11 protein-coding genes and 1 pseudogene are annotated in these 13,644 nt (G+C 60.2%); 3 read left to right on the top strand and 9 right to left on the bottom strand.

Features of this window, described 5'->3' with window-relative positions; genetic code table 11:
* Positions 1 to 200: 200 nt before the first annotated feature.
* The 4 genes from JKG68_RS27355 to JKG68_RS27345 form a co-directional block, all read right to left on the bottom strand.
* Positions 201 to 1,049 (bottom strand): type 1 glutamine amidotransferase, encoded by an 849-nt coding sequence (locus tag JKG68_RS27355; RefSeq protein WP_202065063.1) that lies wholly within the window; start codon positions 1,047 to 1,049, stop codon positions 201 to 203.
* A gap of 173 nt (positions 1,050 to 1,222) precedes the next feature.
* Positions 1,223 to 2,263 (bottom strand): cation:proton antiporter domain-containing protein, encoded by a 1,041-nt coding sequence (locus tag JKG68_RS27350; RefSeq protein ID WP_281399235.1) that lies wholly within the window; start codon positions 2,261 to 2,263, stop codon positions 1,223 to 1,225.
* A gap of 58 nt (positions 2,264 to 2,321) precedes the next feature.
* Positions 2,322 to 2,795, bottom strand: a complete 474-nt coding sequence (locus JKG68_RS34330) for a cation:proton antiporter domain-containing protein (RefSeq protein ID WP_281399234.1) — start codon at positions 2,793 to 2,795, stop codon at positions 2,322 to 2,324.
* A complete protein-coding gene (locus JKG68_RS27345; protein WP_202065062.1) occupies positions 2,779 to 3,576 on the bottom strand; it encodes an SDR family oxidoreductase in 798 nt (265 codons plus the stop codon). The genes JKG68_RS34330 and JKG68_RS27345 overlap by 17 nt, the downstream gene beginning before the upstream one ends.
* A 217-nt stretch (positions 3,577 to 3,793) precedes the next feature.
* Between JKG68_RS27345 and JKG68_RS27340 the strand changes: the two are divergent.
* The 3 genes and pseudogenes from JKG68_RS27340 to JKG68_RS27330 all read left to right on the top strand — a co-directional run bounded on the left by JKG68_RS27340 (position 3,794) and on the right by JKG68_RS27330 (position 7,024).
* Positions 3,794 to 4,789 (top strand): annotated as a pseudogene (locus JKG68_RS27340) (aldo/keto reductase).
* 423 nt (positions 4,790 to 5,212) lie between these two features.
* Positions 5,213 to 5,989 (top strand): SDR family NAD(P)-dependent oxidoreductase, encoded by a 777-nt coding sequence (locus JKG68_RS27335; protein ID WP_202065061.1) that lies wholly within the window; start codon positions 5,213 to 5,215, stop codon positions 5,987 to 5,989.
* A 42-nt stretch (positions 5,990 to 6,031) separates the two neighbouring features.
* Positions 6,032 to 7,024, top strand: coding sequence for an aldo/keto reductase (locus JKG68_RS27330; protein WP_202065060.1), 993 nt, complete (start codon positions 6,032 to 6,034; stop codon positions 7,022 to 7,024).
* A gap of 227 nt (positions 7,025 to 7,251) precedes the next feature.
* Here the strand turns inward: JKG68_RS27330 and JKG68_RS27325 are convergent, their stop codons facing one another.
* The 5 genes from JKG68_RS27325 to JKG68_RS34935 form a co-directional block, all read right to left on the bottom strand.
* Positions 7,252 to 7,419 carry a type 2 periplasmic-binding domain-containing protein gene (locus JKG68_RS27325; protein WP_202065059.1) on the bottom strand — a complete coding sequence of 56 codons (168 nt, stop codon included), beginning with the start codon at positions 7,417 to 7,419 and terminating at the stop codon, positions 7,252 to 7,254.
* Positions 7,420 to 7,722: 303 nt separating this feature from the next.
* On the bottom strand, positions 7,723 to 9,981 hold the full coding sequence (locus JKG68_RS27320) for a PAS domain-containing protein (RefSeq protein WP_202065058.1): 2,259 nt from the start codon (positions 9,979 to 9,981) through the stop codon (positions 7,723 to 7,725).
* Positions 9,971 to 10,162 carry a type II toxin-antitoxin system ParD family antitoxin gene (locus JKG68_RS27315; RefSeq protein ID WP_202065054.1) on the bottom strand — a complete coding sequence of 64 codons (192 nt, stop codon included), beginning with the start codon at positions 10,160 to 10,162 and terminating at the stop codon, positions 9,971 to 9,973. The genes JKG68_RS27320 and JKG68_RS27315 overlap by 11 nt, the downstream gene beginning before the upstream one ends.
* A 274-nt stretch (positions 10,163 to 10,436) precedes the next feature.
* Complete coding sequence (locus tag JKG68_RS27310) at positions 10,437 to 12,494, bottom strand: hybrid sensor histidine kinase/response regulator (RefSeq protein ID WP_202065053.1); 2,058 nt, start codon at positions 12,492 to 12,494, stop codon at positions 10,437 to 10,439.
* Positions 12,495 to 12,902: 408 nt separating this feature from the next.
* Entirely contained in the window at positions 12,903 to 13,091 is a 189-nt protein-coding gene (locus tag JKG68_RS34935) for a DUF2171 domain-containing protein (RefSeq protein ID WP_376773222.1), read from the bottom strand.
* Positions 13,092 to 13,644: the final 553 nt, after the last annotated feature.

Raw genomic sequence — 13,644 nt, 5'->3', positions numbered from 1 at the left:
ATCGATGCCCAGGGTGGCGATCACAGCAGAGAAAGAAGACCGTGACATGGAACGTGCTCCTTGCGTGGCTCGAAGCCTCACAGCTTGCGAACAAGCGGGGCAGAAGCACGGCCGGACCATCCCATTAGGAGACCTTCCCGGAAGGAGGAATTGGCAGCGATAGGATCGCGCTATTCTTTGAACGCAGATCCCGTAGGCAGTCACTGCCCTTCGGTCGCGAACCGAATGAAGTTGCGCAGCTCTGTCAACCTGCACTCCACCTCAGTGACCTGCTCATCCAGTCCAAGAAGCCAGGCAACATCTCTTTGGTCAGGAGCTTCGTGGAGGGCTTTGACCATGGAAGCATACGTCTCAAGAGCCTCAGGGCTGCTCACATATCCCTCGCGCACCAGTTCATCAGACTGACGCCGCAGGGCTCCCGCCACTTCGTACAGGTCAAGCTCGGGATGGTACTGCACGCCCCAGAACACTCCTGCACCATGCCGGATCTCAACTGCTTGCACCTCCGTCACGGTGTTAAAGGCTAGTAACGTCCCTCCTTCCGGCAGCGTCTCAACCTCGTCGGAGTGGAAAGCCGGGGCGTCGAACGAGGCAGGCCTTCCTGCAAGAAGCAGATGGTGATGTCCTGCTTCCGTCAGCGTAATACGGCGGGCAAAGCCTGCTTCCCGCCCTCTGCGGCTGGGGCGAACCGTTCCGCCGGCCGCCACGGTGGCGACCTGCAAGCCTGCACAGGAGCCAAAGGAAGGAACACCCGCTTCGAACACGGCTCGCATCAGATCAACCTCGCGGCGGGTCTCCGGCGTGTCCTGGTAGAGGTGAAGCGGCGAGCCGGTCACAAACACCGCATCATAGCTTTGGAGCTCCGCTTGATCAGGTAATGATGCCCCTCTGTCGGCAGGCTTCACCCGATGGCAGACAGCCTCAGGCGCGAGAAAGCGCAAGGTGTCGATGTAAGTTTCGCCCGAGCTGCGTCCCACGCTCTCACGACGGGTTTCACGGGCTTGCGGCGGCTCACTCTCCGCAACGAGGAAGCGCAACTGGTCTGGCAAAGGGAAGTTTCCGGAAGGAGGAGCCGAAGCGGCAGGGAGAACGAAACACCCCAGATTACCCTCTGGTTCCAGCCTGATATGATCGTGGTGGAGGAAGACGCCCGGGAGCAGTGACAACCAATCCGCACGAGCTCGGATCGCGGCCGTGAGGTTGATGTCGTAAAAGACATCGGTCACGGTTGAGGCGGTCCCGCTCCGGGCAGAGCATTCTCCTGGGCTGCGCGGGCATGCAGATCCGTCTCGCGTAGCATGCGCACCAGGACTTCATCGCCGATGACGTTCTGTTCACGGAGGCTCACCAGCACCTGGCGGGCCGCGTCATGGGAGGATGCATGCTCCGCATCCGGCATCTCGGAGGCTTTCCTCATAGCAGAGCGGGCTTCCTCCACCTCCTGGCCTGCCTCACCTGGATCGCTCAAGGCCGCGTGCTCGACTATGGATCGAAGGCTCAGACCCTGCACCACCACCGAGCCGATCACCACGAAGGTGGCCACGATGAGCACAAGATCCCGATCGTGGAAGGGTTCACCCATGGGAGTTGCCGCCGGCACCGACAGGGCAATCAGAAGGGCGATAACTGAACGGGTCGAGGACCACGCCATCACCCCAGCGGCGGCGAGTTGCGAGCGCCCCTCCCCCTGCCAGCGCTGAAGAGCGCCTGCGATAGGCGGCAACTTCGCTGCGGTGTAGGAGAAGCAGACCTGGATCGACAGCACAAGCGCAAGAAGACCAGCGGCTGAGAGGAGAAGGCGCCAGATCGACCAGACCTCCAGGGCCGCTAGGGCCTGTGGAACGGCGCGACCTGCCAGAAGGAACAGCGCACTTGAGACCATGAGGTTCGCCTGATCCCAAAATGCGACTGCACTCACCCTCGCCTCGGAGGATGAGATCGTTGCGCCTGAATGCCTGTCGACGCGGATGGCCGACACCACAAGGGCTGTGACGATCACGGCGGTGACGACGGAGAACCCGGCTGCCTCGGCTGAAAGTGCAGCCGCATAGGGAGTAGCAATCGAGATCGCGATCTCCACCGGAGCCGGGTCGATCCGCCGCCGCATCCAAACGGCGCCATGTCCGACAGCGAGCCCGATCAAGGCCCCTGCTGGAATATCCAGCCCATAGCTGGCGAGCACGGAGCTTGTCGCGACCTCCCCGGAGCCCAACACCTCCTCCACCACCGACAGAGTGGCCAGAATGAAGATCCGGCCGACCAATTCACGCGCCTTGAGCGTGTCGGCAATGGCCCGGGGAACACGGGGCCGGCCCTCGGCCTCATGGAACAGGCGCGTGTGAGGCCACGATGCCGATCAGCAAAGCCGCCGTCCAGGAGAGGCCCGGCAGGAACACAGTGCGTGCCGCGAGCGCGACGGCTCCGATGGTCGTCAGAACGAGGATGGTGCCAAGGACAACGCCTGGCAGCAGGGTGAAGCGCAGGAGATGCCAGGACACGCGCACTGTCGAAGCATAGATCAAGGGCGGAAGAAAGAGCGTCAGGATCAGATCTGGATCGATGTTGGGTTCCGGCAGCCCTGGGATGAAGGCAGACAGCAAGCCCATTGCAAACAGCAGGAGCGACTCCGGCATTCGGATCAGGCGCGACAGCGCCAGAAGCGGGCCGATTGCGATGAGGACAAGGGCTGCAAAATGGTACTGCGTCAGGATGTATTCCTCGGCTCGGGCTCTTCGGGTAGCACAGGGAAAGGGGATCGGAAAGCGAGCACCATCGGCCTCACCCGTTATCTGCAAAGCCAGGGTAGAGGGTCATTCCTCCATCGATAAAGAGGCTGGTGCCGGTGATGTAGTCGCTCTCGTCAGAGGCAAGCCAGACGGCAGCCTTGGCCACATTCTCAGGTTCGCCAATACGTCCATAGGGGATCAGCTTGAGCAGCTTCTCAAGAGCTTCCGGGCTCTCCCAGGCCTCCTTGTTGATGGGTGTGCGGATAGCGCCTGGCGCAATGCCGTTCACCCGGATCCGCTGACGAGCAACTTCCTGGGCGAGGCTCTTCATCATCATCATCACGCCACCCTTCGAAGCGGCGTAGTTGACGTGACCGGCCCACGGGATGACCTCGTGGACTGAGGACATGCAGATGATCTTGCCGCGAGCACGTGACAGATGCGGGAGTTCTTCCTGCGACAGGAACTGGCGTACTGCCGCACGGGCGCACAGGAACTGACCTGTCAGGTTCACGTCGATGACCTTTCGCCAGTCGGCAAGGGACATGTCCTGAAAGGAAGCATCCTTCTGCAAGCCGGCATTCGCCACCAGAATGTCTAGGCGGCCGCAGCGATTGATAACCTCTTCGAACATCCTCTCGACGGCCCCCTCGTCCGACACATCCGCCTCGATGGCGAAGGCACTGCCTCCGGTCTTCAGGATGTCATCCGCAAGCTTTGCCGCACGCTCAGCACCTGCCCGGTGGTTGACGGCAACGGTTGCGCCTGCGGCTGCCATTGCCTGCGCGATCGCAGAGCCGATGCCGGATGAGCCCCCGGTCACAAGTGCCGTTTGGCCTTTGAGAAGCATCGTTCCGATTTCCCTATTGCTGAACTGGAGGACTGGAATGTGCTGGAAAGTACCGTTGGAGCAGCCTTGTTCCACTTGTCGCGCGGCTTTGGCTGAAACCCCGATCAATACGGCGGTCCCTGATACAAAACGGCGATCCCTGATAGATGACCACATCGGTCCGCGACCCGCTGGCAAGGGCGGCGTCCTGACCTAGATCCCGTCCTGCGGGAGGACAATGATCATGGAGCAGCGGAACAGTCTTGAGTGGCGCCAACTCGGGAGCGGCGGTCCTCGCGTTTCAGCGCTTGGCCTCGGCTGTATGTCCCTCTCCGGCGTCTACGGCGAGAGCAAGGACGAGGAGGCCATCGCTCTGATCCGCTATGCGCTCGAGCAAGGCGTGACCCTGCTCGACTCCGCCGACATGTACGGCTGGGGGCAGAACTAGGAGCTGCTCGGGCGTGCCATAGCCGGACGTCGCGATGAGGTGGTTCTTGCCACCAAGTTCGGCCAGGTGCGCTCCGAGGCTGGGCAAGGGGTGAATGGCCGGCCCGACTACGTGCACCAAGCCTGTGACGCCAGCCTCAGGCGGCTCAAGGTCGACGTGATCGACCTTTATTACCAGCACCGGGTTGATCCCAACGTGCCGATCGAGGAGTCGGTCGGCGCCATGTCAGACCTCGTGCGGCAGGGCAAGGTCCGCTACCTCGGCCTGTCGGAGGCTCGTCCAGAGACCATCCGACGGGCGCACAGCGTTCATCCGATTGCTGCTGTCCAGACAGAGTTTTCCCTGCTCTACCGTCAGGAGGCGGAGGAGACGCTGCGGACCACCCGGGAACTGGGCATCGGCTTTGTCGCCTACTGGCCCCTTGGTCGCGGCTTCCTCACGGGCGGGATCCACACTCCGGAGGAGGTCAAGGGGGACCGCCGAGCCCAACATCCCCGCTTCCAGGCGGAACATTTCGCCCAGAACCGCGCTTTGGTTGACCGAGTAGAGGCCCTTGCGCGGAAAAAGGGATGCACGCCTGCACAACTCGTCTTGGCGTGGCTTTTGGCGCAAGGACCAGATGTTGTACCCATCCCGGGGACGAAGCGCCGCGAGCGTCTGGATGATAACCTTGGGGCCTTGCAGGTTCATCTGTCGGCGGAGGATGTGACGCGCATCTCCGAGGCTGTGCCAGTTGGTGCAGCCGCGGGGAACCGCTATCCCGACATGGCGGCGGTATATCGCTGAGGGTGCTGCTGCACTGCACTTGTGGGCCCGCATCTTCCGTTTGACTTTGTCGAAGTCCAATGTACTGCCGATCTGATGAAAGGCTGCAAACCATCGAAATGACGGCCTAAGGCTAAGGTCCAGCGGCATTGGAATGATGCTCCAGAGCAGAGCGGGTCCCACAGTGTTTGGCGAACCCGGCGCGGTTCTGCCGAACTTCTCCGACTAGCCCCCACGCGCCTCACGGCCTGGGTGGCTTCCTGCTCGTCACGCTGCCGGTGTGTTACGCTGCCGGTGTGTTACGCCGGGGCAGCCCTCTGCCACCAGTTCATCCATGGTGATGGGCTACCCCTGAACGTGACTCAGCCTATAAGTCTCGCATTGTGTCCGGCAACGATTGAGTTCTCTGTCGCTCGTGGACACCGCTATCTGGGAGAAGATACCATGTGGAAGCTGCTGAAGGTTCCTGACCTTGAGGGCAAGGCTGTCCTGGTCACCGGCGCCTCGACGGGAATCGGCGCCGCCGTCGCCCATGCCTTTGCCGCACAGGGCGCGAAGGTCGCCATCCACTACAACGAGAGCCGGGGCGCGGCCGAAGCCCTTCTGGCTCTGATCCAGCAAGAGGGCGGATTGGCCGTCACAGTCCAGGCGGATGTCTCGCAGGAGGGAATGAGCGAGCGCGCCGTGGACGAGGCGGCCCGGCTTCTCGGGGGCCTGGACGGGCTCATCAACAACGCAGGAGGCATGCTGGGGCGCCTTCCCACCACGGCGATGGATGACGCGCATTACGCCCGCGTCATGGACCTCAATGCGCGCTCGGTTCTTGCCGCGACCCGGGCCGCAGTGCCCCACCTGCAACGCCAGGGTGGCTTCATCATCAACACCACCTCTATCGCGGCCCGCAACGGTGGCGGCAACGGCGCGATCCTTTATGCGGCCGCCAAAGGCTTCGTGTCGACCATCACCCGAGGCCACGCTAAGGAATTCGCGCGGGACGGCATCCGGGTCAACGCAGTGGCGCCCGGCATCATAGCCACTCCCTTCCACGACCGGTACACGGACCCTGAAATGCTTGAAGCGCAGAGGCGCACGGTTCCCATGGATCGTGTGGGCGTTCCTGAGGACTGCGTCGGGGCCTACCTGTTCCTCGCTTCGTCCCTCCTGTCCGGGTACATCACCGGCCAGATCATCGAGGTGAACGGCGGGCAACTTATGCCCTGACCGCGAGTCAAGCCCGCAATCCCCTTCACCTGGAGTCTGGTCATGACGATCGCAACGCGGCGCTTCGGCCGCACGAACTGGGACCTGTCCGAAATCGGCTTTGGCGCCTGGGCCATCGGCGGTTCGTGGGGCAATGTCAACGAGGCGGACGCCCGCGCCAGCCTGCATGCCGCGCTGGATGCCGGCATGACCTTCATCGACACGGCGGACGTTTATGGCGACGGCCGGTCCGAGCGGATCATCCGCGATGTCCTGAGGGAGCGCGGAGGCGAGAGGCCGATCGTGGCGACCAAGGCGGGGCGCCGGCTGTCCCCGCATGTGGCGGACGGGTACACGAAGGCCAATCTCGAAGCCTTCATCGACCGCAGCCTTGCCAATCTCGGTGTCGAGGTGCTGGATCTCGTCCAACTCCATTGCCCACCAACTGAGGTCTACTACCGGCCGGAGGTGTTCGAGGCGCTGGACAGCTTCGTCACCGCGGGAAAGATCCGCTTCTACGGCGTGTCGGTGGAAAAGGTCGAGGAGGCGCTGAAGGCCATCAGCTTCCCGAATGTCGCCTCCGTCCAAATCATCTACAACATCTTCCGGTTGCGTCCCGCCGAGTTGTTCTTCCCGGAGGCGCTCCGCCGCGACGTTGGGGTGATCGTGCGGGTTCCGCTCGCGAGCGGCATGCTGACGGGCAAGATGAACGCTGGGTCGCAATTCGCCGCTGATGATCACCGCAACTTCAATCGCCATGGCGAGTCCTTTGACGTCGGCGAGACGTTTTCGGGCGTTCCGTTCGAGGTGGCGCTGGAGGCCGTGGAGGAACTCCGCGCCCTCGTGCCAGGCGACGCCTCCATGGCGCAGTTCGCCTTGCGCTGGATCCTCATGGAGGAAGCGGTGTCCGTGGTCATCCCGGGAGCGAGGACCCGCGAACAGGCCGCAGCCAATGCGGCGTCCAGCGAGCTGGCTCCCCTTCCCGCCGCCACGATGGAACGGGTGCGCGACATCTACCGGAGGCGGATCGCTCCGCACGTGCACCATCGCTGGTAGCGCCTGACCTTCCGCAATCTTTTGACCGACACCTGTGACTGGTGCCGATACCCGGCGGGCTGAAGTGTTGTGGAGTGCATCAGACCCGCCGAAGGTCCGGAAAGGGTCAAACTGAGCCATTGAGTTCTTGCCTATGAGGGTCTGCTCACGCGGCCAATGCGGAAACCAGGATAAGATCAGCCCAGTGCCAGAAGCAGTCGTTCTCCCCTGCTGCCGAGTCGTAGGTCTTATGCCGCCGAGTTCAACGCGCTTGAGAGTGCATCAATGAACAACCTCACCTTGGCTGGGACCATCCGTCGTGTTGGGTAGATGGCCCAGATCGCGAGCATCTCGGGTGCTGCGTCCGTGATTCGGACCTCCGCGAGTGCGCCGCTCGCGAGACCCTCCTTCGCCATCCACTCCGAGAAGAGTGCGATACCGAGGGGTCTTGCCCGAGCAAATCGTCCATGCTGTAGCCGGACAGATCAACAAAGGATTGGTTGGCGAAAACGATGGGATTTCCGGGTAGGGTGGCGTCGGTCACGAGCATCGGCATCCGGGTCCGGCGGACAGCCTCGACGAAGATCCCGCCCTGCTGCCGAACCGCCTCAATGTGACGCTCAGAAACCGTTCGTTCGGGGGTATCCGCCTTGTTCTCCTGGAAATCGTTCATGGGCAATCCGGTGCGATTACAGGCCACTTGGTGTGTAACTTAAGATTTACGTAATCGGAGCATCAACCGTGCAAACCACGCCGGCTGGAACGAACTCGATCTGCACGTCACCGTCGAGATCTTGAGCAAGGCTGCGCTCGATCAGGCGGGTGCCGAAGCCGCGGCGGGTGGGCGCCACCACGGCTGGCCCTTCACTCTCCTCCCATTGCAGGTGAAGGCAGGCAGGAGATTGGAGATTATCAACCTTCCAGTTGATCCTGATCATGCCTGTGGCGTTGGAAAGAGCGCCATACTTGACCGCATTGGTGGCAAGCTCCTGGAGCGCCATGGCGAGCGCCAGAGCCATCCGGGGCGGCAGGCGAACCCATGGCCCTTCAAGGTGAAAACGATCCTCCCCCTGACCTCTGTAGGGTTCGACCGCCTGCTCAATGATCTCGCGCAGTTCCGCGCTTTCCCAGTTTTCCCGGGTAAGCACATCATGGGTCCGTGAGAGCGCCAGCAAGCGTCCTTCAAGAGCATCCCTGGCGTCCCGGGCTGTCGCCGCGTTGCGGAGTGTCTGCGAGGTGATCGACTGCACCGTCGCCAGGGTATTCTTCACCCGGTGGTTCAACTCGTTGATGAGAAGGCGCTGGTGCTCCTGCGCCTTCTTCTCAGCGCTGATGTCCCGCACCTCGATAATGGTGCCGATGGTTCTTCCACTCTCGTCCTGGATCGGGCTTGCCGTGAAGGCAACCGGATAGAAACTGCCGTTCTTGTGAACGAAGACTTCCTCCCCTTGCACTTGGTGCTCCTCCGGGAAGGCCCGGTCAATGGGGCACTCCTCAAGGGGGAAGTGGCTGCCGTCAGGATGGGTGTGATGGATCACGTCGTGCAGGGGGCGTCCCATCACCTCTGCAAGCGTGTAGCCCGTAAGCTTTTCCGCGGCAGCGTTCATGTAGACGCAGTGCTGTCGGTCATCCATAAGAAAGATGGACACGGAGGCGTTGTTCAGCACCGCATTTAGCCGCCGCTGGCTTTGCCTTAAGGCTTCCTCAGCTTCTTTGGTCGCAGTGATGTCGCGCGAGACGGAGAGAAGCTTTTCGACCTCCCCGTCTGCTCCCCTAATCGGGGTAACCGCCACGTCCCACCATTTAGGTGTTCCTTTGGCTGTCGGCGTCGGCCCCTGAAAGCGGGCTGTGCCGCCCGTCAAAGCGGTCTCCACCGCTTGCCGCGCCTTCTCATGCTCCGGACCTGACCAGAAGGAGCGCCAGTCACAATCCCGGATAGCACCGAAGTCATCGACTTCCATCACCTGCATGCCACCTTGGCTCATGAACTGAAGCCTGGCGTCACTATCGAGCACCTTGATGCAGTCACTGGAGCTGTCCAGGATGCGGCGGTTGAACTCCTCGCTGGCGCGGAGAGCCTCCACGGAGTGCTTAGCTTCTGTAATGTCGTAGCCCTCGACGAAGATGCCGGTGACCTGCCCATCGGCATTCTTGATGGGCTGATAAATGAAGTCGACGAAGCGCTCCTCCAGAGGGCCACCAGGCTCACGTTGAACACGAGCAGACACACCCCGCCCGACGAATGGTTCCCCAGTTCCATGAACCTCATCCAGAAGCTCGAAGAAGCCTTGGCCTTCAAGCTCGGGCAGGACCTCGCGGACGGTCTTGCCGATGAGCTCGCGGTGTCCGACAAGCTGCAGGTAGGCATTGTTGGCTAGCTCAAAGACGTGATCTCGGCCTCGCAGCATGACCATGATGCCGGGGGCCTGCTCAAACATCTGCTGCAGCAGTTGGCGTTCCGCGACATTCCTGCGCTCGGCACACACTTTCTCGGTTGCTTCGGTCACTGCGCCGAACATGCCGGCGATCTGATCATTCTCGTCCCAAACAGGCGTATAGGAGAAGCTGAACCACGCCTCCTCCAGATAGCCATGGCGCTGCATCGGGATCAGGAGATCCTCATGCCAACTCGACTTGCCCGCCAGCGTATCATCGACGAGGGGCTTGATCTGGCTCCAAATATCGGACCAGACCTCAGCAAAGGGGCGGCCCAGTGCATCCGGGTGCTTGCTCCCGAATAGCGGGGCGTAGGCATCGTTGTAGAGAAAGGCGAGTTCAGGCCCCCAGGCAATGAACATGGGTTGCTGAGCATTCAGCATCATGCGCACAAGGGTGCGAAGCGACTGGGGCCAGATCTGAGGATCGCCTAGCGGCGAGGCCGACCAGTCGTGAGCGCGCATGCGGGCGCCCATCTCACCGCCGTCTTGGAGGAAAACTGGAACAGCCGGGGCAGCGTCCAAGGGGCGCTTAACCAGCATTGGAAGTCTCGAAAGACGTTTTTGGGTTCGCGCCGATCCGGCGTTCCCTCTCATCGAGCAGACGGAGAGCAGCGCGAACCACCTCGCTTGCGCTGCGGTATCGGCCTGAGGCGACCTTGCTGTCGACAAGGGCTTCCAGCTCAGGAGTGAGCGAGACGTTGCGTGTTTTACGGATTGCCATAGATGAGGTGCTAGGTAGGGGGTGCTTGTCACAACCTTTGACACAGCAGATAGTTCCGAACTGAAGCTGCCCTCTGCATAGATGATAGTCGCAGACGGCGGCGGAGGTCTTGCAGGTGGACGGCGATAAATCAGAACCGACAATGTCACTCTGTAGCAAATTTATCGCGATCAGCAGCACTCCTACGGTGCAACCGACACAGCTCGAATGCGTGAGCTTTGCCTTAGGTCCCAACTCGGCTTGACCGACGTTGCTGAGTAGTGGTCAAGCAATCTCACGCGGGCTGCCTCTCCACTGTTACCTTTCTCATCGCCCGTAGCAATGCTGCTGTTAGATCCCGCGAGGAGAACGGTTTGAGCAGGAGCTCTCCTTCAATCCTTTCCCCGTTTTCCAGGCGCTCACTGTAGCCGGTCATCAGGACAGTGACCATGTCTGGCGCAGACGCTTTGGCTGTTTTTGCCAAGGCAATCCCATCCATCGCTCCCGGCATGACGATGTCTGTAAGTAGCACGTCGAACGATGCTTCACGCAGAATATGCATCGCGTCCGCACCTGTGTGCGCCTGTCGTGTTGTGCAACCCTGCTCCTCAAGAGCGGCAGTCGCTAAAGCTACTATGTCAGGGTTGTCATCTACAACGAGGACGCTCAGACCCGCTGGCATCTGCGGCAGCGATTGATCCTTGGCACTTTTGTCTTCCAACTGCTCAGGCGATCGCGAGAAGAAGAGCGAGACTGTAGTGCCCTGACCAGGAGCGCTATCGAGCGTCAGTCTGCCTCCCAGTTGGTGAACAAACCCATGCACCTGTGCAAGCCCCAGCCCAGTTCCCTTGCCCACTTCCTTCGTGGTGAAAAAGGGCTCAAATACACGGGCTGCCACCTCCGGGCTCATGCCTACCCCTGTATCGCTAACTGTCAGGCAGACCTCACTGGTAGAGGGGATGTTTTCACTTTTTATGCGCAGCACACCACCATCGGGCATTGCATCCCTGGCGTTTACGGCAAGGTTGATAAGCGCAATCTGAAGCTGGTCGGCATCAACTCTCACCGGCCACAGGTGCGGATCAAGATCAAACTTTACTACGATATTCTCGCGCAGTGAATGAGTGAGCATTTCCCCCATCTCAACAACTAGGCGGTTTAAGTCTGAGACAGCTGGAGAGAGTGTCTGACGACGACTGAAGGCTAAGAGTTGCTGGGTGAGTGCCTTCGCGCGCTCAGCTGCAAAAAGGGCGTTATCGATGTAGCGGACCCGCCGGTCCTCTTTCGCCCGACGCAGCATATCGAGACTGCCCATAATGATCATAAGAAGATTGTTAAAGTCGTGAGCGATGCCTCCGGTGAGCCGACCCAGCGCCTCCAACCGTTGCGTGTGGTAGAGGCGCGCCGCTGCCGTTGCCTCACGACGCACCACCCAGACAGCGGCAGCCATGGCTGCCGTCAACACAAATGCCAAGGCTAGTAAGGACCAGATGATGGGCAGTCGCAAGGGTGCGAGCCGTCGGTCGAGGTATGCTTGGTCGAAGGCTACCATCGAATAAAAAGGATAGCGGTCTGACGTCGTGAAGAAACCAACCCGTGCAACGCTATCGACGGTGCCCTCGCCGTCAAGCCGGCCAGTGCGCTCCTTAACGATCTGATGGAAGCGTGATGACGCTGAGATGTCTTGTCCATAGCTAACATCCGCAGCGCTTCGAACACGCACAATACCGTCAAGGCCAGTTAGTGCGATGACTCCCTGGCTGCCGATGTTAAGGCCGCCGTAGAAGGAGCTAAAGTCTTTTAGATCGTAAGAGGCCACCAGGATGGCCTGAAGCTTGCCTTCGGTATTGCGAACCGCCCGCGTGAACTGAATTGTCCATATGTTTGAGAGCCGGCCAAGGATAGGAACGCTGATGTAAAGGCCATTCACGCGGTTTTCCCGATGCACCCGAATGTGCATGCGATCCGAGACATCAACGCGTTCCGCATCACGAGCGACACTGCTCACGAACGTCCGCCCATCGGAGTCCACCACTGCTAATTGAATAATCGCGCTCGGCAGGTTTAAACCTCGGATCTGCTCGAAGAGCTCATCTCGCGTCCACTTAGGGGAGAACCTAGTAGCGAAATTGGTCATGAACCCATCGATGGCGTCTGCGGTTCGCTCAAAGTTAGCAGTCAGTAAGCGTGCTACCCGTTCAGCGTTAGCCGCGGCATCATCGGCTGCCTGACGCTCAAGTTGCCTCAGAGTATTTACTCCGACTAAGGCGATGCCGACACAAAGTATCGCCCAAGCAGAGACGATCCAAAAAGTGGCACGCTTCTCAGAGAGGATCTTTGCGAACTTGCCCAACCTAAAATGCCCCTGCGTCTCGCTTACGCAATATTGTTAGTAAATGCCCAGAAGGATGAAAACCATGACTGTTACAGCGGATTGCTGCTCACATCCAGGAGCTACTGACGTGTGCAGCACCATAGGGCAAGATCTCAAGAACGGCAGCGAAAACGAGACTAGCGCGTAGAGCAGGTGACAAGCGTTTCAGCCCTGAGGGGCCCGCAGTTATTCAGCTTAGCCCTGATGTGGACCAGAGGCATGAGTGCAGCGCATCGATCAAATCGGAAATTGCGCTCTGCTGCCAAACCCATGACTTTGGTCCGACCCTAACCAGCGGGCCTGATAGTCTTCCCGCTGAGGGAGTGGCACAGCGGTTATGCAGCACTCCCAAAGTGAGCTATATGAGCAATCGGAAGTCAGAGCCTCTCAGGAGGTGAGCCAATGAAGGCTCGCTCCTGATTTAGCAAGTCGGACAAGACCGTCCACCTCTACCACCCAAGCTAAGGGGATTGCCGTCGGGAGGTGATTTCCTGTTTCGCAGTTTAGGAGGAGGATGCTGCCCATGACTTGGGACACCACACCAACGCGACGATTGTCTGAACTGAACACATCCATGTTCGGGTGAATATCCTGCAATTGATGCATCGAATGTGTCCTATATAGAAATATTGCAGTGCAAAATAAAATGGTGCGGTGCAATAAACGCAGCTTATCGACACTTGTTCCCTTGCTGATGTGAACAGTCAGTAGCTTAGAAAGAACAGATATGCGCAGATACACTGTTTCTGCGCTAACCGGAATTAGCGGCACTCCTGCGGTGCACCCACGATGGTGCGAACGTTGACCGCTTGCCGGGAGAGCTATATCCACTCGGTCTCAACCAGCGGCCCTTAAGGCCTTCGCACCCCGGAGAGGTGGCAGAGTCGTTGAATGCACCGCACTCGAGATGCGGCACACGTCTGTGAACCCGAGCATACCGCTCAAGAATGTCCGGTGCTCTCTGGGCGAGCCGACATTCAGCAAACGTCCGGGATGTGCCATTACCAGACCTTCGCTTGCACACCTCTGACGATCTAAATCAGCTTCCGTCGAGCATGCGCCTCACCTTGGCGGCCAGTTCGGCATAGGTGAAGGGCTTTCCGATCAGGTGCATCCCGGGATCGAGGCG

It is taken from the genome of Microvirga aerilata (assembly GCF_016743775.1).
Lineage (GTDB): Bacteria > Pseudomonadota > Alphaproteobacteria > Rhizobiales > Beijerinckiaceae > Microvirga > Microvirga aerilata.
This window is presented reverse-complemented; position numbering and strand designations above follow the sequence as displayed.